Genomic DNA, 17603 nt, shown 5'->3' with positions numbered 1-17603 from the left:
AGTTACGTTCTTGCTTGTGACGACGCAGCTCTTCTTAACGAAGAGGGCGAAGTCGGAAGAGCAAAAATCGGGGTGTAGCTTAGCCTGGTAGAGCGCTACGTTCGGGACGTAGAGGCCGGAGGTTCGAATCCTCTCACCCCGACCAGATTTGTAAAAAACCGTGCACCTCGTGCACGGTTTTTTTTTTACCCGGCCGCCGCAGGCCCCTTGTGTCGCGCACGACACATCGCGGTCGCCGGCCTCTGCTATATTCCTTCCATCCCAGTCCTTCACTGCCCTTCCAACGCGTGGACCAAATTCCCTTATGGGCGCAAATCGGCGCCGTCTTCCTGCTTCTCCTCTGTTCCAGCTTCTTTTCGATTTCCGAGACCGCGATGATGGCGCTCAACCGCCATCGGCTGAAGCATCTCGCCAGCCAGGGCGCACTCGGCGCGAAAACCACGCAAGGCCTGCTCACGCGCACTGACCTGCTGCTCAGCGTGATCCTGATCGGCAACAACCTGTTCAACACGATCATCCCAGTCCTGACGACGTCGCTCGCGCTGCATACGTTCGGCCGCAACAACCTTGCGCTGTCGATCGCGACCGGCATCGTCGCGTTCCTGATCATCGTGTTCGCCGAAATCGCGCCGAAGATCGTCGGTGCGACGTTCCCCGAACGCATCGCGCTGCCCGCGAGCCTCGTGATCGCGCCGCTGATGCGCGTGTTCAAGCCCGTCGTCTGGTTCGTCAACGCCCTCGCGAACGGCGTGCTGTGGGTGCTGCGCATCAACACGAAGAAAGGTCGCGACCAGAGAATGTCGGCCGACGAGCTGCGGGCCATCGTGCTCGAGTCGAGCAGTTTCATGCCGACCAAGCACCGCAGCATCCTGCTCAACCTGTTCGACCTCGAGAACATCACGGTCGACGACGTGATGGTGCCGCGCCGCCAGATCGAGTCGCTCAATTTCTACGCACCGCTCGACGACGTCCTGCACCAGCTCGAAACCTGCTATCACAACCGGCTCGTCGTCTACGAAGGCGACATCGACAAGGTGCTCGGCGTGTTGCACGTCCGCAAGACGCTGACCGCGCTGCACAACCAGGAATTCGACCGCGAGACGCTGCGCGCGCTGCTCGCCGAGCCGTACTACGTGCCGTCCGGCACACCGGTGGTCCAGCAGCTCCAGTTTTTCCAGGAAACCCGGCAGCGGACCGCGCTCGTCGTCAACGAGTACGGCGAGCTCGAAGGGCTCGTCACGCCCGAAGACATCATCGAGGAGCTGATCGGCGAATTCACGACGTCGATGCCGCGCAGCGAACGCAAGGGCGGCTGGGACGAGAACGGCGAATGCATCGTCTCGGCGAGCATGCCGCTGCGCGAACTGAATCGCTGGCTGCACCTGAAGCTGCCGACTGACGGGCCGAAGACGCTGAACGGCCTGGTGCTCGAAATCCTCGAGGAAATTCCGGAAGACGACGTGTGCCTGAAAATCGGCGACGTCATGCTCGAGGTGATGCGCAGCGACGATCAGGCCGTGCGCACCGTCAAGCTCTTCAAGCCGCGCGGCTCGCGCACCGCACGCGCCACCACGCGCTAGCCGAACGGCTGACTGCCGGCGCCGCCCGCGACGCGCGACCATCTGCTGGTCACGGTCAACAGGCGGCCAGCGTGCCGGCTCACATGCACTTCCCTCCTCCCGGGGCGCCGCTGCGCACGCAGCCACCCGCCCACGCCGATGCGTCGCCCGCCACCGCACCGCGCGCGCTCGACGCGGCCCAGCTCGACGATGCGCCGGCTGTGCGGCTGCTGACGGACACGCTTCATGCGGCGCGCGTGCGCGACGCATCCGACATCCACGTCGAACCATTCGAAGCCGGCTGGCGCATCCGCCTGCGCATCGACGGCGTGCTGCACGAACATGCACGGCCGCCCCTTCATCTGCGCGACGCGCTCGTCACACGGATCAAGGTGCTCGCGCGCATGGACATCGCCGAGCGGCGGCTCCCGCAGGACGGCAGGCTGCGCATCGTGATCGACGGCGGTACGCGCGGCGACTACCGGGTCAGCTCGCTGCCCACGTTGTTCGGTGAAAAGCTGGTGCTGCGGCGGCTCGAAACCATGCCGACCGACCTCACACTCGCCCGCCTCGGCTTCGACGCGCAGCAGGCGGCCGCGATGGAGGCCGCGATACGCGCCCCGCATGGCCTCGTACTCGTCACGGGTCCGACCGGCAGCGGCAAGACGCTGTCGCTCTATTGCGCGCTGCAGATGCTCGATCGCGACGCGCACAACGTCTGCACGGTCGAGGATCCCGCCGAGATCCAGCTCGACGGCATCAGCCAGGTCGGCGTCGCCGAAAAGGCCGGGCTCACGTTCGCGACAGCCCTGCGCGCGCTGTTGCGGCAGGATCCGGACATCATCATGGTCGGCGAGATTCGCGATGCGGAGACGGCCGACGTCGCGATCAAGGCCGCGCAGACCGGCCATCTCGTACTGTCGACGCTGCACACGAACGACGCACCGGCCGCCGTCGCGCGGCTGCTCGACATCGGTGTCGCGCCGTACAACCTCGCGGCCGCGCTGCACCTCGTCACCGCGCAACGCCTCGTCAGGCGGCTGTGCACCGCCTGCCGCGTGCACTCGGACGCACCGGTGCCCGTCCTGCGCGAAGCCGGCTGCGACCCGGCCGCCCTCGCAACCGGATGGCGGCCGTTCGTCGCGCGAGGCTGTCCGGCCTGTCACGGCATCGGCTATCGCGGCCGCGTCGGCCTGCATCAGACGATGCCGGTGTCGTCCGGGCTGGCGGAACGCATCGTCGCACGGGCGAGTGTTGGCGAACTCGCGCGATGCGCGGCGACCGAAGGCGTGCGCAGTCTGCGCGACGCAGCGCTCGCGCGCGTCCGTGACGGCACGACGAGCATCGCGGAAGCCCTCGCCGCGACACCTGCCGCATGAGCATGCACACGCCGCCGCGCGAAACCCGCTTCGCATGGCGTGGCCGCCGTCGCGACGGCACATCGCGCCGCGGGACCGTCATTGCATTCGACGCCGCGAGCGCACGTGCCACGCTCGCACGCGACGCCGTCGCCGTGCTGTCGCTCGATGTCCGCGGGCCGGCCCGGCCGCCCACGGCCAGCGCGCGGGACGTCACACGCTTCACGCGCCAGCTCGCGAGCCTGCTGCAGGCCGGGTTGCCGCTCGCGCCGTCGCTCGAGATGCTCGCGCGTACGCGGCCACACGACGGCCTGCCGCGCATCGCCGCAGGTCTCGCCCGCGAGATCGTCGGCGGCCGACGCTTCGCCGACGCGCTCGCACGCTATCCATCCCAGTTCGGCACGCTGTATCGCCAACTGATCGAGGTCGGCGAAGCGTCCGGCTCGCTTGGGATCGTACTGACGCGGGTCGCGGAACACCGCGAGCGCACCGAAGCGCAGTGGCGCAAGCTGCGGGCCGCGCTCGCGTACCCGGCGGCCGTCATCCTGTTCGGGCTCGCGATCTCGGCCGCGTTGATGGTGTGGGTGGTACCGACGTTCCGCCAGATCTTCGACGGGTTCGGCGCCGCACTGCCGGCGCCAACCCGCGCGCTGCTCGCGCTGTCCTCCGCGCTGTCGGCATGGGGCGGTGGGCTCCTTGCCATTGCCGCGGCAGCCGGGCTGGCCGCACATCACGCGCTGCGGCGGTCGGCACCGCTGCGCCACGCTGTCGCGCGGCAACTGCTGCACGCGCCGCTCGCGGGTAGCGCGCTCAGCCGGTACGCGGCCGCACGCTGGTGCCGCTCGCTGGCGACGCTGCTCGGCGCCGGTGTGCCGCTCGCCGACGCCTTCGCCACGCTCGAGCGCACCGCCGGCCATCCGGTGTTCGAGCACGCCACTGCGCACATCGCAGCCCGCGTGCTGCGCGGCGCACGCCTCGCGGACGCCATGCAGTCGGCCGGCTGCTTTCCGGACGACGTCGTGCAGCCGATCGCCGTCGCCGAGGAGACGGGTGCGCTCGACGCGATGCTCGCCGACATCGCGGCGCTGTGCGAACGCCAGCTCGACGCGCGTCTCGATGCACTCGCCGCGCTCGGCGAACCGCTGATCGTGATCGTACTGGGTGCACTCGTCGGCGGCCTCGTGATCGCGATGTACCTGCCCATCCTTCAGCTCGGCAACGTGGTGTAGCATCGCAACCGATTCTGTCGCCTTTTAGTCCGAACCTTGAGCCTCATGACGCCAGCGCCCCTGTACTCCGTTACCGATTCGCCCGAGAGCACGCTGCTCGCGCTGGCGATGCTGCCGCCCGCGCTGCAGTATGCATTCGCGGTCGTCGTCGGCCTTTGCGTCGGCAGCTTCCTGAACGTGGTCGTCCACCGGCTGCCCGTGATGATGCAGCGTGCGTGGCAGGCCGAGATCGATGAAGCGACCGGCAACGCGAGTGCCCCACCCGACGACGGCTACCCGCCGCGCTACGATTTGTGGCGACCGCGCAGCGCCTGCCCGCATTGCGGCCACGTGCTGCGCGCATGGGAAAACATCCCGCTCGTCAGCTTTCTGATGCTGCGCGGGCGCTGCCGGCGCTGCGGCCATTCGATCGGCATCGTATATCCGCTCGTCGAGCTCGCGTGCGCGCTGCTCGCCGCCGGCTCGCTCGCGGTATTCGGCCCGACCGTCGCCGCCCTTGCCGCATTCGCGCTGTGCGCCGCGCTGCTCGCGATGAGCGCGATCGATATCCGGACGGGCTACCTGCCCGACTCGATGACGCTGCCGCTCCTCTGGGCCGGGCTCGCGCTGAACCTCGGCGGCACGTTCACGTCGCTGCGCTCGGCGGTGATCGGGGCCATGGCCGGCTACCTGTTCCTGTGGGCGATCTACTGGCTGTTCAAATGGCTGCGCGGCATCGAGGGCATCGGTTTTGGTGACCTGAAGCTGCTCGCCGCGCTCGGCGCATGGATGGGCTGGGCCGCATTGCCGCAGGTCGTGCTGTTCGCCGCCGTGACGGGCGCGATCGTCGGGCTCATCGCGACCTGGCGCGGCCGCATGCGCTTCGAGGAGCCGATTCCGTTCGGCCCGTTCCTCGCGGCAGGCGGCGCCGCGACGCTGTTTTTCGGCACCCCGTTCTATTCGGCGCTCGGAGGCTGACATGTTCGCAATTGGACTCACCGGCGGCATCGGCAGCGGCAAGACGACCGTCGCCGACCTGTTCGGCGCCCGCGGCGCGTCACTGGTCGATACCGATCTGATCGCCCATCGCATCACCGCACCGGGCGGTCTCGCGATGCCGGCGATCGAACAGGCATTCGGCCCCGGCTTCGTTGCCGCCGACGGCTCGCTCGATCGTGCGAAGATGCGCGCACTGATCTTCAGCGACGACGCCGCGCTCCGGCGCCTTGAAGCGATCACGCATCCGCTGATCCGCGCGGAAACCGATCGCGAGGCCCGCGAAGCGCAGGGCCCGTACGTGATGTTCGTCGTGCCGCTGCTCGTCGAGTCAGGCAACTGGAAGGCGCGCAGCGATCGCGTGCTCGTCGTCGATTGCGCGGTCGAAACGCAGATCGCACGCGTGATGCGGCGCAACGGCTTCACGCGCGAGCAGGTCGAAGCGATCATCGCGAAACAGGCGACGCGCGAAGCCCGTCTCGCGGCGGCCGACGACGTGATCGTCAACGACGCGACGACACCCGACACGCTCGCCGCACAGGTCGATGCACTGCACCAACGCTATCTCGCGTTTGCGGCCGCCGCGCGCTGAACCGCGTGCCCAATCGTGATGGTGTACGAAATTGGCGCGTTGCTAGGGTAGAGAGTGAGCATTAGAATGTCCTGCATTGTTTCAATCCCTACCCAAGAGGCGAGCGCGCTTGATTCTTTACGAGTATCCGTTCAACGAGCGAATTCGCACGTTGTTGCGCCTCGAAGATCTCTTCGAGCGCTTCGCGTTCTTTTTGGCTCAGGAGGACCCGCGTGAACACCACGTCGCGCTGACGACGCTGTTCGAAATCGCCGAGGTAACGGGCCGCGCGGACCTGAAATCGGATCTGATGAAGGAGCTCGAACGTCAGCGCCAGACGCTCGCCCCCTTTCGCGGCAATCCGGGCATCGAGCAGAACGCGCTCGAAGCCGTGCTCGGCGAAATCGAGCAGACGCTCGCGAACCTCGCGCAGATGCAGGGCAAGACCGGGCAGCACCTCGTCGACAACGAGTGGCTCGCCAGCATCCGCAGCCGCGCGGTGATTCCCGGCGGTACGTGCAAGTTCGACCTGCCGTCGTACTACGCATGGCAGCAGTGGCCCGCCGAGCAGCGGCGCCAGGACATCGCGAAGTGGATCCTGCCGATGCTGCCGCTGCGCGACGCGGTGACGATCGTGCTGCGGCTCGCGCGCGAATCGGGCCAGGCGTCGAAGGTCATGGCGATGCAGGGCAGCTACCAGCAGATGCTGTCCGGCCGCACCTACCAGTTGATGCAGGTGCGCGTGCCGCCGGAGTTGCGCGTCATTCCCGAAGCGAGCGCGAACAAATACATGCTGTGGGTACGGTTCACCATGCAGGACGGCGATGTGCGTCCGCGCGCGGTGGATATCGACGTGCCGTTCCATCTGACACTGTGCAATCTGTAACGGCCGCGGGCCGGATCGCTTTCGTATGACTACCGTTGTGAAATGCCCGTCGTGCGGCGCCGAAGTGCGCTGGACGCCCGAAAATCAGTTCCGCCCGTTCTGCTCGGCCCGCTGCAAGCAGCTCGACCTCGGCGCATGGGCCGCGGAAAAGTACCGGATCGGAGGATCCTCCGACGAGGGCCCCTCGTCGGAAGAAGACGGCACGGACGGCCGCCGCGACAGCTGAGCGGCGCGCAGCACCGCCTGCTAGTGATATGGCCCGCCTTTCCGGCAGGCCATCATGGCGTCAGTTCGACGCGGCTTCCTTCTCGAGCAGTTCGAGCACCGGCAGCGCGGCCGGCAACAGCGGCGCGACGGCGACCGGCAGTTGCTGCCACACGAACGCCTGCCCTTCCTTGCTGTGCGGCTCACCCGTCCAGCCCGTCACCTTGCAGAAATACAGCCGCACGTACGCATGCGGATAATCGTGCTCGAGCGTGTGCCAGCGGTGGCTGGCCGTGACTTCGATGCCGAGCTCCTCGTGCAGTTCGCGCGCAAGCGCGTCCTCGACGCTTTCACCGGCCTCCAGCTTGCCGCCAGGAAACTCCCAGTAGCCTTCATACGGCTTGCCTTGCAGCCGCTGCGCGAGCAGGTAGCTTCCGTCCGGCTGCACCATCACGCCGACCGCGACTTCCGTCACCTTGCGGCCATCGGGCGCGCGCACCGCGCCTTGTGCGAGATCCGCGCTCATGCCCGCTCCTTGCGGCCCGACCAGTCACGCGCAAACTGCCACGCGACGCGCCCCGAGCGCGAACCGCGCTCGAGCGCCCACACGAGCGCGTCGCCGCGTGCGGATTCGATCTCCGCATCCGGGCAGCCGAAATGACGCAGCCAGTGCCCGACGATGTCGAGGTAGTCGTCCTGCTTGAACGGATAGAAGCTGACCCACAGGCCGAAGCGCTCCGACAGCGAGATCTTTTCCTCGACGACTTCGCCGGGGTGAATCTCGCCATCCGGAAGATGCTTGTACGACTCGTTGTCGCTCATGTACTCGGGCAGCAGATGGCGGCGGTTCGACGTCGCGTAAATCAGCACGTTGTCCGACTGCGCGGCGATCGAGCCGTCGAGCGCGACCTTCAGCGCCTTGTAGCCCGACTCGCCTTCCTCGAACGACAGGTCGTCGCAGAACACGATGAAGCGCTCGGGACGCTGCGAGATCAGGTCGACGATGTCGCCGAGATCGTGCAGGTCGTCCTTGTCGACTTCGATCAGGCGCAGGCCCTCGTTCGCATACGCGTTCAGGCACGCCTTGATCAGCGACGATTTGCCGGTACCACGCGCGCCGGTCAGCAGCACGTTGTTGGCCGGCTTCTGCTGCACGAACTGCCGCGTGTTCTGTTCGATCAGCCCTTTCTGGCGATCGATGTTGTGCAGATCGTCGAGCGTGATCGACGACACGGCCGGCACCGGCTGCAGATAGCCGCGCCCCTGGCGCTTGCGCCAGCGGAACGCGTGCGCGGCATTCCAGTCGACCGCGGCCGGCGCGGGCGGCAGCATCCCCTCGAGACGGCCGAGCAGCGCTTCGGCGCGCATCAGAAACTGTTCAAGCTTGTCCATGTCGTTCGAACGCTCCCGATCAGGAACGGTAATCCGCGTTGATGCTCACGTAGTCGTGCGACAGGTCGCACGTCCAGATGGTGGCCTGCGCGTCGCCGCGGCCGAGCAGCACGCGGATCGTGATTTCGCTCTGCTTCATCACGCGCTGGCCGTCTTCTTCCTGGTAAGCCGGGTTGCGGCCGCCCGCCTTCGCGACGAGCACGTCGTCGAGATAGAGGTCGATCTTGTCGACGTCCAGATCCGCGACGCCCGCATAGCCGATTGCCGCGAGAATCCGGCCGAGGTTGGGGTCGGATGCGTAGAACGCCGTCTTCACGAGCGGCGAATGGCCGATCGCGTAAGCGATCTGGCGGCATTCCGCGACATTCTTGCCACCTTCGACCTGCACCGTCATGAATTTCGTCGCGCCTTCGCCATCGCGCACGATCAGTTGCGACAGCACTTGAGCGACTTCCGTCACCGCATCGCGCAGCGCCGCATAGGCCGGCGAATCGGTCGACGTGATCGCCGGCAGCGTGCTCTTGCCCGACGCGATCAGGATGAACGAGTCATTCGTCGACGTGTCGCCGTCGATCGTGATGCAGTTGAACGAGCGATCCGCGACTTCCTTCACGAGCGTGTCGAGCACCGGCTGCGCGACGTTCGCGTCGAACGCAAGGAAGCCGAGCATCGTCGCCATGTTCGGCTTGATCATGCCCGCGCCCTTGCTGATGCCCGTCAGCGTGACCGTATGGCCGTCGATCGTCACCTGGCGCGACGTGGCCTTCGGCAGCGTGTCCGTCGTCATGATCGCTTGCGCGGCGTCGAACCAGTTCGCGGCCTTGCGGTTCGCGAGCGCGGCCGGCAAGCCGGCCTTCAGGCGCTCGATCGGCAGCGGCTCGAGGATCACGCCGGTCGAGAACGGCAGCACCTGTGCCGGCTCGATGCCCGCGAGGCGCGCAAGTTCCGTGCAGGTTTCGCGTGCGTTCACGAGGCCCGGCTCGCCGGTGCCCGCGTTCGCATTGCCCGTATTCACGACGAGCGCGCGAATGCCCGCGCCGCCCGCGCGCACCTTCGCCAGGTGCTCGCGGCAGACGGTGACCGGCGCTGCGCAGAAACGGTTTTCGGTGAACACGCCCGCGACCGTCGCGCCTTCGTCGACGGAGATGACCAGCACGTCCTTGCGATTCGGCTTGCGGATGTTCGCTTCCGCCCAGCCGAGCGTGACGCCGGCGACGGGATGCAGTTGGGCGGGATCGATCGACGGAAAATTGACAGCCATGGGGCACACCTGCCGGATGGAAAATGCCGGCATGCGCCGGCATCGATTGGAAGAACCAGCGGCCGCACGCGCGGGCCGCCGCAACTCACCTCACTCACTCGAAACTGCGAACGAAGCGGCACGCGTGATGCGCGCCGCCGTCGATCATGACAGCTTCCCGTGACATTGCTTGTACTTCTTGCCGCTGCCGCACGGGCACGGGTCGTTGCGGCCGACCTTCGGCATTTCGCCGCCGGGGCCGCTGTGCGTCATCGCGCTGCCGACCATGTCGGCAGTCGCCGTAGCCGCCGCGGCAGCCGTGACGTTGGCCACCGGCGCACCGGCTTCCGCGTAATCGGCGTGCTGGTACTCGACGTTCTCGAGATGACCGCCACGCTCCTCGATCTGCTCGGCGGCCTGCTCGAGCTGTTCCGGCGACTGGATCTGCACGTTCATCACGACGCGCGTGACTTCCTGCTTGATCGCCTCGAGCATCGCGGCGAACAGCTCGAACGCTTCGCGCTTGTATTCCTGCTTCGGATTCTTCTGCGCATAGCCGCGCAGGTGGATGCCCTGGCGCAGGTGGTCGAGCGCCGCGAGGTGCTCGCGCCACAGGCGGTCGACCGTCTGCAGCATCACCGAGCGCTCGAACGCGCTGAACGATTCGCGGCCGACCATCGCGACCTTCGCCTCGTACTGCTCGTCGGCGGCCGTCGTCACCGCGTCGAGGATTTCCTCGGCCGTGATCGACGAGGACTCGTTCACCATTTCCTGGATCGCGAGGTCGAGCTGCCAGTCGTTGCGCAGCGCTTCCTCGAGTTCGGGCACGTCCCACTGTTCTTCGATGCTGCCTTCCGGCACGAACTGGCGGACGACTTCGGTAATCACGCCGTGACGCATCGCGGTGATCGTCTCGGTGATGTCGTGCGCTTCGAGCAGCTCGTTACGCTGCTGGTAGATCACCTTGCGCTGGTCGTTCGACACGTCGTCGTATTCGAGCAGCTGCTTGCGGATGTCGAAGTTGCGCGCTTCGACCTTGCGCTGCGCGGACTCGATCGAGCGCGTGACGATGCCGGCCTCGATCGCCTCGCCTTCCGGCATCTTCAGGCGGTCCATGATCGAACGCACGCGGTCGCCCGCGAAGATGCGCAGCAGCGGATCGTCGAGCGACAGGTAGAAGCGCGACGAACCCGGATCGCCCTGACGGCCCGCACGGCCGCGCAGCTGGTTGTCGATCCGGCGCGATTCGTGGCGCTCGGTGCCGATGATGTGCAGGCCGCCCGCGGCCTTCACCTCCTCGTGCAGCGTTTCCCACTCGTCGTGCAGCTTCTGGATGCGGCGCGCCTTTTCGTCGGCCGGGATCGCTTCGTCGGCCTCGATGAACGCCGCCTGCTTCTCGGCATTGCCGCCGAGCACGATGTCGGTACCGCGGCCGGCCATGTTGGTCGCGATCGTGATGCGCTTCGGCCGGCCGGCTTCCGCGACGATCGCGGCTTCACGCTCGTGCTGCTTCGCGTTCAGCACTTCGTGCGGCAGCCCGGCCTGCTTCAGCAGGTGCGACAGCAGCTCCGAGTTCTCGATCGACGTCGTGCCGACCAGCACCGGCTGGCCGCGTTCGTAGCAGTCGCGGATGTCGCGGATCACCGCGTCATAGCGCTCCTTGGCCGTCTTGTAGATCTGGTCCTGCTTGTCGATCCGCTTCGGCGGACGGTTGGTCGGGATCACGACCGTCTCGAGGCCGTAGATCTCGTTGAATTCGTACGCTTCGGTGTCGGCGGTACCGGTCATGCCGGCCAGCTTCGCGTACATCCGGAAGTAGTTCTGGAACGTGATCGACGCGAGCGTCTGGTTCTCGCTCTGGATCTTCACGTGTTCCTTCGCCTCGACCGCCTGGTGCAGGCCGTCGGACCAGCGGCGGCCGGCCATCAGGCGGCCCGTGAATTCGTCGACGATGACCACTTCGCCGTTCTGCACGACGTAGTGCTGATCCTTGTGGAACAGCGTGTGCGCGCGCAGCGCCGCGTACACGTGGTGCATCAGCGTGATGTTCTGCGGTGCGTACAGGCTTTCGCCCTCGCCGATCAGGCCCCATTCGGCGAGCAGGCGCTCGGCCTTCTCGTGGCCCGATTCCGTCAGGAACACCTGGCGCGCCTTCTCGTCGAGCGTGTAGTCGCCCGGCTTCTCGACGCCCGTGCCGTCGGCCTTCTCTTCGCCGATCTGGCGCTCGAGCAGCGGCGGCAGTGCGTTCATCCGCACGTACAGCTCGGTGTGATCCTCTGCCTGGCCCGAAATGATCAGCGGCGTACGCGCCTCGTCGATCAGGATCGAGTCCACTTCGTCGACGACCGCGAAGTTCAGTGCCCGCTGAACGCGCGCGTCGGTCTCGTAGACCATGTTGTCGCGCAGGTAGTCGAAGCCGAACTCGTTGTTCGTGCCGTACGTGATGTCCGCCGCGTAAGCCTGCTGCTTCTGGTCGTGCTCCATGCCGGACAGGTTGATGCCGACCGACAGACCGAGGAAGTTGTAGAGGCGCGCCATCCATTCGGCGTCGCGCTGCGCGAGGTAATCGTTGACGGTCACCACGTGCACGCCGCGGCCTGCCAGCGCGTTCAGGTACACGGGCAGCGTCGCGACGAGCGTCTTGCCCTCGCCGGTGCGCATTTCCGCGATCTTGCCGTAGTGGAGCACCATGCCGCCGATCATCTGCACGTCGAAGTGCCGCATCTTCAGCACGCGACGGCTGGCCTCTCGGCAGACCGCGAAGGCCTCGGGCAGCAGCTTGTCGAGCGACTCGCCGGCCGCGACCCGCTGGCGGAATTCGTCCGTCTTGCCGCGCAACTGGTCGTCCGTCAGCTTCTCGATCTGCGTTTCGAGCGCATTGATCGTCGTGACGGTCTTTTGGTATTGCTTGACGAGCCGCTGGTTGCGGCTGCCAAAAATTTTCTGGAGAAAACCGGTTGTCATCGGATCGGATCCTGCGTCGCAGCACCGGCGCCCGGCGCGTGTTGCGCGCCCCGGCGCCCGAGCCTCGGCGGCTTAGCGAATTAGTGGACTCAAACGATGAATTTTAGCACGCGGGGAAGCGTGCGCCCGTGTCTCGGCCGGACGGACACTGCGCGCCGACCGCCGGGCCATCGGGGCGAAAGCCGCCCGCGCACGGGCCCGCACGGGTACAATCGGCGTCAACGTCCGCGCGCGTGCGCGCCCGAAGAATGTCTCGATGAACCGATTTTCCAAGCGTTTCGGCCCGCTCGCCCCGTATCGCCCGCAACCCGTGTCCGAAGTGCTGGGCCGCACCGACGCGTTCGCGGCGTTGCGCGCCGGCGTCGAACAGATCGCGTCGCTGCAGCGCGATCTTGCCGCGCTCCTGCCCGACTACCTGGCGAATCATGTCGAACCGGGCTTCATCAAGGACGGCACCCTGACCCTCTTTGCTGCACACAACGCGTTGGCCGCTCGTCTGCGACAGGTCGAACCGCGGTTGCTCGGCGATCTGCAAAAACGCGGCTGGCCGGTCTCGACGCTACGCGTACGCGTGCGCCCGAAAGATGCGCCGGAGCCGCCCCACGTGAAGCAGGCACGGATGACGTCGGTCGGCGCGGCCGCGTTGCGCGACCTGGCAGATCATCTCGAACCGTCACCGCTGCAGGACGCGCTCGCGCGGATGGCGGCCCGGCATGGCGCTAAACCACGCTGACGGCACGCCCCGCAGCCGGCCAATAAAAAAGCAGCCCGAAGGCTGCTTTTTTATTGCTTGCACGGAACGCAGATCAGGCGAAGGCCGTCTGCATGTCGAACGCGAAGCCCTTCGGCGCTGCCTGCGGATCGTCGAACGTGACGATCTCGTACGCATCCTCGTTCGCGAGCAGTTCGCGCAGCAGCGCGTTGTTCAGCCCGTGGCCCGACTTGTACGCCGTGTACGACGCCAGCAGCGGATGGCCGATCACGTACAGGTCGCCGATCGCGTCGAGCATCTTGTGCTTCACGAACTCGTCGTCGTAGCGCAACCCGTCGTTGTTCAGGATGCGGTACTCGTCGAGCACGATCGCGTTTTCCATGCTGCCGCCACGGGCGAGACCCATCTCGCGCAGCATCTCGGCTTCATGTGCGAAGCCGAACGTGCGTGCACGGGCAATCTCGCGCACGTACGACGTATTGGCGAAATCGACCTCGAGCTCCTGGCCGGTCTTGTCGACGGCCGGGTGACGGAAGTCGATCGAGAATTTCAGCTTGAAACCGAAGTACGGATCGAGACGCGCGAACTTGTCGCCATCACGGATTTCGACCGTCTTCTTCACCTTGACGAAGCGCTTCGGCGCGTTCTGCTCCTCGATGCCGGCGGACTGGATCAGGAACACGAAGGTCGCCGCGCTGCCGTCCATGATCGGGATTTCCTCGGCCGTCACGTCGACATAGAGGTTGTCGATACCGAGGCCGGCACATGCCGACATCAGGTGCTCGACGGTCGACACGCGCACGCCATCCTTCTGCAACACCGACGCGAGCCGCGTATCGCCGATCGACGTCGCCGCGGCGGGAATGTCGACGGGCGTGGGAAGGTCGACGCGCGAGAAGACGATGCCCGTGCCGGGTGCGGCAGGACGGAGCGTCAGCTCGATCTTGCGGCCCGAGTGGACACCGATACCCACGGTCTTCACGATGGATTTGATGGTGCGCTGCTTCAGCATGATGTTCTTCGTCGTGATTGAAGATATCAATCAGGAGTTATATTCGATAGGGGAGATTATAGCGTAATTCCCTATTCAGCGTAGTTTGAAACTGCGTATCAATCTGTTTCGACTGTTTACCCGCGCCGATACGGGACGGGCCGATGCCCGGAACGGAGGCGTTTCCGGTCATCGGCCCGTGTTACAACTGCCCTGAGGCCGGTGAGCAGCGTTGCCGGAAGGCAACGGCGCACCGCACGATCAGGACGTCAACGTCGCGAGAACACTCGCCGCATCGCTCACTTCGAATTTGCCCGGCGCCTCGACGGCCAGCGTCTTGACCACACCGCCGTCAATCACCATCGCGTAGCGCAGGGAACGAATTCCCATGCCACGCGCGGACAAATCCTGCGTCAGCCCCAGCGCATGAGTGAAAGCCGCGCTGCCGTCCGCCATCATGCGCACCTTGCCCGCGGTGTGCAGATCACGTCCCCATGCGCCCATCACGAATGCGTCGTTGACGGACACGCACCAGATCTCGTCGATGCCCGCCGCGCGCAATTGCTCGGCGTGTTCGACATAGCCCGGCACATGCTGCGCCGAGCAGGTCGGCGTGAAAGCGCCCGGCAATCCGAAGATCACCACCCGCTTTCCCGCAACCTGGTCGCGCACGCTGTAGGCGTTCGGCCCCAGCGTGCACCCTTCGCGCGCGTCGTCGATGTACTCGAACAATTGCGCGTCGGGCAGCGCGTCGCCCACTTGAATCATGGCTGGTCCCTCATAGCGATACGGTTTTTCAGCGTGTCGCGGACAGCACGGTCCATCCCGCCCCGCTTGAGCGGAGAGGGCACGTTTCCCGGCCCGGCGTCGCAGCCGACGCGGCCTGTCGTGGTCCGTAGCATCCGTCACGCCGGCGATACCGCGGCAGATTCGCCGCGGCTTCGCCTGTGTTTGCGTCAGTCAGCCTGCTTGCGCAGGAAAGCCGGGATGTCGTACGTGTCGACACCCTTCTCCTGCAGCGCCTGCACGTGCGATGCCGCGGTTTCGCGCGAATTGCGCCACACCGCCGGCGTGTCGAGCGCGCCGTAGTCTGCCGTGCTGACGTGATGCGTCGGTGCATAGCCGTGCGACACCGCGCTGACCGGCTGGTTGTCCGTACCCGTGCGCAGCAGCGTCATCGGTGCCGATTGCTGCTTCTTCGCCGCACGGCCCAGACCCGTCGCCACGACCGTCACGCGCAGCGCATCGCCCATTGCGTCGTCGTACACCGCACCGAAGATCACCGTCGCATCTTCCGCCGCGTAGCTCTTGATCGTGTTCATCACTTCGCGCGTTTCCGACAGACGCAGCGAACGGCTCGACGTGATGTTGACCAGCACGCCGCGCGCGCCCGACAGATCGACGCCTTCGAGCAGCGGGCTCGCCACGGCCTGTTCCGCCGCGAGGCGTGCGCGATCGACGCCGGCGACCGTCGCCGTGCCCATCATCGCCTTGCCTTGCTCGCCCATCACCGTCTTCACGTCTTCGAAGTCGACGTTCACGAGGCCATCGACATTGATGATTTCAGCGATGCCTGCGACCGCGTTGTTCAACACGTCGTCGGCGCACTGGAAGCACTTGTCCATCTCGGCGTCGTCGCCCATCACGTCGAACAGCTTGTCGTTCAGCACGACGATCAGCGAGTCGACGTGATCCTCCAGTTGCTGCGAACCGGCTTCAGCGACGCGCATGCGCTTGCCGCCTTCGAACTCGAACGGCTTGCTGACGACACCCACCGTCAGGATGCCCATCTCCTTCGCGATCTGCGCGACCACCGGCGCCGCGCCCGTGCCCGTGCCACCACCCATGCCGGCCGTGATGAACACCATGTGCGCGCCGCGCAGTGCGTCGGCGATGCGCTCACGCGCTTCTTCCGCTGCCGCACGGCCCATTTCCGGCTTCGCGCCAGCGCCCAGGCCCGTGTTGCCGAGCTGGATCACCGACGATGCGCGCGAACGCGACAGCGCCTGCGCATCCGTGTTCATCACGATGAAGTCGACGCCCTGCACGCCGCGGTTGATCATGTGCTGGACGGCATTGCCGCCAGCGCCGCCAACGCCGACCACCTTGATGATGGTGCCGTTGGTCTCGGTTTCCAGCATTTCGAATTCCATTGTTGCCTCCGTCAAGAGAATGACTGCTACTCGGCCGTTATTCGGCAGGAGATCGGGCAACCCCCTGTCGCGCGCCAGCCGCCGGCACCAGCGCGAATTTCGATTCGGTTCGATTCGTCAGAAGTTGCTCAGGAACCATTCCTTCATCCGCGAGAACACCTGTCCCGCGTTGCCGGACTGCACGGCGACCTTGCGGCCGCGCATGCGCTGGGCACTGCCTTCGACGAGCAGCCCCATCGCCGTCGAGTAGCGCGGATTGCGCACGACGTCGGAGAGGCCGCCTGCATATTCCGGCGCGCCGATGCGCACCGGTTTCAGGAAAATGTCTTCGCCGAGCTCGACCATGCCGGGCATCATCGATGCCCCGCCGGTAATGACCACGCCGGAGCTCAGCAGTTCTTCGTAACCGGATTCGCGCACGACCTGCTGCACGAGCGAGAACAGCTCCTCGACGCGCGGCTCGATCACCGCTGCCAGCGCCTGGCGCGACAGCGTGCGCGGGCCGCGTTCGCCGAGGCCCGGCACTTCGACCATTTCGTCCGGATCGGCGAGCGCCTGCTTCGCGATCCCGTAGCCGACCTTGATGTCTTCCGCGTCCGGCGTCGGCGTGCGCAGCGCCATCGCGATGTCGCTCGTGATCTGGTCGCCGGCGATCGGAATCACCGCGGTGTGGCGGATCGCGCCTTCGGCGAAGATCGCGATGTCCGTCGTGCCGCCGCCGATGTCGACCAGCACCACGCCGAGATCCTTCTCGTCTTCCGTCAGCACGGCCAGCGACGACGCGAGCGGCTGCAGGATCAGGTCGTTCACTTCGAGCCCGCAGCGGCGCACGCACTTGACGATGTTCTGCGCGGCGCTCACCGCGCCCGTCACGATGTGCACCTTCACTTCCAGCCGGATGCCGCTCATGCCGATCGGCTCGCGCACGTCTTCCTGGCCGTCGATGATGAATTCCTGCGTGAGGATGTGCAGCACCTGCTGGTCGGTCGGGATGTTGATCGCCTTCGCGGTCTCGATCACGCGCGCGACGTCGGTCTGCGTGACTTCCTTGTCCTTGATTGCGACCATCCCGCTCGAGTTGAAGCTGCGGATGTGGCTGCCCGCGATCCCCGTGAACACGTTGGTGATCTTGCAGTCGGCCATCAGCTCGGCTTCCTCGAGCGCGCGCTGGATCGACTGCACGGTGGCCTCGATGTTGACCACCACACCTTTCTTCAGACCCTTCGACTCGCTCTGGCCGAGACCGATCACCTCGTAGTGGCCTTCGCCCTTCAGCTCGGCGACGATGGCCACCACCTTCGACGTGCCGATGTCGAGGGAAACCAGCAGATCCTTGTAGTCTTTGCTCATAAAGTGCTCTTGCGTGTGA

16 protein-coding genes and 1 tRNA gene are annotated in these 17603 nt (G+C 66.1%); 9 read left to right on the top strand and 8 right to left on the bottom strand.

Going from position 1 to position 17603, the window contains the following annotated elements:
• Nucleotides 1–68: 68 nt before the first annotated feature.
• The 8 genes from CFB40_RS02760 to CFB40_RS02725 all read left to right on the top strand — a co-directional run bounded on the left by CFB40_RS02760 (nucleotide 69) and on the right by CFB40_RS02725 (nucleotide 6804).
• Nucleotides 69–145, top strand: a tRNA-Pro gene (locus CFB40_RS02760).
• A gap of 142 nt (nucleotides 146–287) precedes the next feature.
• Nucleotides 288–1580: an HlyC/CorC family transporter gene (locus CFB40_RS02755; RefSeq protein WP_174976218.1), complete on the top strand. Its 1293-nt coding sequence runs from the start codon at nucleotides 288–290 to the stop codon at nucleotides 1578–1580.
• A gap of 83 nt (nucleotides 1581–1663) precedes the next feature.
• Entirely contained in the window at nucleotides 1664–2938 is a 1275-nt protein-coding gene (locus CFB40_RS02750; protein WP_089430575.1) for a GspE/PulE family protein, read from the top strand.
• Nucleotides 2935–4146 carry a type II secretion system F family protein gene (locus CFB40_RS02745; protein WP_089430574.1) on the top strand — a complete coding sequence of 404 codons (1212 nt, stop codon included), beginning with the start codon at nucleotides 2935–2937 and terminating at the stop codon, nucleotides 4144–4146. The genes CFB40_RS02750 and CFB40_RS02745 overlap by 4 nt, the downstream gene beginning before the upstream one ends.
• A gap of 45 nt (nucleotides 4147–4191) precedes the next feature.
• Entirely contained in the window at nucleotides 4192–5103 is a 912-nt protein-coding gene (locus CFB40_RS02740) for a prepilin peptidase (protein ID WP_089424431.1), read from the top strand.
• A gap of 1 nt (nucleotide 5104) precedes the next feature.
• Nucleotides 5105–5713, top strand: coding sequence for a dephospho-CoA kinase (gene coaE / locus CFB40_RS02735; RefSeq protein WP_089430573.1), 609 nt, complete (start codon nucleotides 5105–5107; stop codon nucleotides 5711–5713).
• Between the two features lie 109 nt (nucleotides 5714–5822).
• Nucleotides 5823–6578, top strand: coding sequence for a cell division protein ZapD (gene zapD / locus CFB40_RS02730; RefSeq protein WP_039353119.1), 756 nt, complete (start codon nucleotides 5823–5825; stop codon nucleotides 6576–6578).
• A 25-nt stretch (nucleotides 6579–6603) separates the two neighbouring features.
• Entirely contained in the window at nucleotides 6604–6804 is a 201-nt protein-coding gene (locus tag CFB40_RS02725; protein ID WP_027788444.1) for a DNA gyrase inhibitor YacG, read from the top strand.
• 60 nt (nucleotides 6805–6864) lie between these two features.
• Here the strand turns inward: CFB40_RS02725 and CFB40_RS02720 are convergent, their stop codons facing one another.
• The 4 genes from CFB40_RS02720 to secA all read right to left on the bottom strand — a co-directional run bounded on the left by CFB40_RS02720 (nucleotide 6865) and on the right by secA (nucleotide 12378).
• Nucleotides 6865–7308, bottom strand: coding sequence for an NUDIX domain-containing protein (locus CFB40_RS02720; RefSeq protein ID WP_039353126.1), 444 nt, complete (start codon nucleotides 7306–7308; stop codon nucleotides 6865–6867).
• Nucleotides 7305–8174 (bottom strand): ATP-binding protein, encoded by an 870-nt coding sequence (locus CFB40_RS02715; protein ID WP_089430572.1) that lies wholly within the window; start codon nucleotides 8172–8174, stop codon nucleotides 7305–7307. Before CFB40_RS02715 ends, CFB40_RS02720 begins: the two co-directional genes overlap by 4 nt.
• Before the next feature lie 19 nt (nucleotides 8175–8193).
• Nucleotides 8194–9435: a bifunctional glutamate N-acetyltransferase/amino-acid acetyltransferase ArgJ gene (gene argJ, locus CFB40_RS02710; protein ID WP_089424427.1), complete on the bottom strand. Its 1242-nt coding sequence runs from the start codon at nucleotides 9433–9435 to the stop codon at nucleotides 8194–8196.
• A gap of 144 nt (nucleotides 9436–9579) precedes the next feature.
• Nucleotides 9580–12378, bottom strand: coding sequence for a preprotein translocase subunit SecA (secA, locus tag CFB40_RS02700; protein WP_089424426.1), 2799 nt, complete (start codon nucleotides 12376–12378; stop codon nucleotides 9580–9582).
• A gap of 256 nt (nucleotides 12379–12634) precedes the next feature.
• Here secA and CFB40_RS02695 point away from each other — a divergent pair, with 256 nt between their 5' ends.
• Nucleotides 12635–13111: a DUF721 domain-containing protein gene (locus CFB40_RS02695; protein WP_039353137.1), complete on the top strand. Its 477-nt coding sequence runs from the start codon at nucleotides 12635–12637 to the stop codon at nucleotides 13109–13111.
• Nucleotides 13112–13184: 73 nt separating this feature from the next.
• Here the strand turns inward: CFB40_RS02695 and lpxC are convergent, their stop codons facing one another.
• From lpxC to ftsA, 4 genes are all read right to left on the bottom strand, one after another.
• Nucleotides 13185–14102: a UDP-3-O-acyl-N-acetylglucosamine deacetylase gene (gene lpxC, locus CFB40_RS02690; protein ID WP_011350845.1), complete on the bottom strand. Its 918-nt coding sequence runs from the start codon at nucleotides 14100–14102 to the stop codon at nucleotides 13185–13187.
• Between the two features lie 240 nt (nucleotides 14103–14342).
• The gene (locus CFB40_RS02685) at nucleotides 14343–14849 is read right to left on the bottom strand and encodes a peroxiredoxin (RefSeq protein ID WP_011350844.1); all 507 of its coding nucleotides are present in this window, start codon (nucleotides 14847–14849) and stop codon (nucleotides 14343–14345) included.
• Nucleotides 14850–15037: 188 nt separating this feature from the next.
• Complete coding sequence (gene ftsZ, locus CFB40_RS02680) at nucleotides 15038–16234, bottom strand: cell division protein FtsZ (protein WP_011350843.1); 1197 nt, start codon at nucleotides 16232–16234, stop codon at nucleotides 15038–15040.
• Between the two features lie 117 nt (nucleotides 16235–16351).
• Nucleotides 16352–17584 (bottom strand): cell division protein FtsA, encoded by a 1233-nt coding sequence (ftsA, locus tag CFB40_RS02675; RefSeq protein WP_006487138.1) that lies wholly within the window; start codon nucleotides 17582–17584, stop codon nucleotides 16352–16354.
• Nucleotides 17585–17603: the final 19 nt, after the last annotated feature.

Origin of the sequence: Burkholderia sp. AU31652 (assembly GCF_002223155.1) — a bacterium.
GTDB lineage: Bacteria > Pseudomonadota > Gammaproteobacteria > Burkholderiales > Burkholderiaceae > Burkholderia.
This window is presented reverse-complemented; position numbering and strand designations above follow the sequence as displayed.

Coding starts and splice junctions, on each gene's coding strand:
- CFB40_RS02720 (WP_039353126.1), bottom strand. CDS start 7,308: ATGAGCGCGGATCTCGCACAAGGCGCGGTGCGCGCGCCCGATGGCCGC.
- argJ (WP_089424427.1), bottom strand. CDS start 9,435: ATGGCTGTCAATTTTCCGTCGATCGATCCCGCCCAACTGCATCCCGTC.
- CFB40_RS02715 (WP_089430572.1), bottom strand. CDS start 8,174: ATGGACAAGCTTGAACAGTTTCTGATGCGCGCCGAAGCGCTGCTCGGC.
- secA (WP_089424426.1), bottom strand. CDS start 12,378: ATGACAACCGGTTTTCTCCAGAAAATTTTTGGCAGCCGCAACCAGCGG.
- CFB40_RS02740 (WP_089424431.1), top strand. CDS start 4,192: ATGACGCCAGCGCCCCTGTACTCCGTTACCGATTCGCCCGAGAGCACG.
- CFB40_RS02685 (WP_011350844.1), bottom strand. CDS start 14,849: ATGATTCAAGTGGGCGACGCGCTGCCCGACGCGCAATTGTTCGAGTAC.
- CFB40_RS02745 (WP_089430574.1), top strand. CDS start 2,935: ATGAGCATGCACACGCCGCCGCGCGAAACCCGCTTCGCATGGCGTGGC.
- lpxC (WP_011350845.1), bottom strand. CDS start 14,102: ATGCTGAAGCAGCGCACCATCAAATCCATCGTGAAGACCGTGGGTATC.
- coaE (WP_089430573.1), top strand. CDS start 5,105: ATGTTCGCAATTGGACTCACCGGCGGCATCGGCAGCGGCAAGACGACC.
- ftsZ (WP_011350843.1), bottom strand. CDS start 16,234: ATGGAATTCGAAATGCTGGAAACCGAGACCAACGGCACCATCATCAAG.
- CFB40_RS02725 (WP_027788444.1), top strand. CDS start 6,604: ATGACTACCGTTGTGAAATGCCCGTCGTGCGGCGCCGAAGTGCGCTGG.
- CFB40_RS02750 (WP_089430575.1), top strand. CDS start 1,664: ATGCACTTCCCTCCTCCCGGGGCGCCGCTGCGCACGCAGCCACCCGCC.
- CFB40_RS02695 (WP_039353137.1), top strand. CDS start 12,635: ATGAACCGATTTTCCAAGCGTTTCGGCCCGCTCGCCCCGTATCGCCCG.
- ftsA (WP_006487138.1), bottom strand. CDS start 17,584: ATGAGCAAAGACTACAAGGATCTGCTGGTTTCCCTCGACATCGGCACG.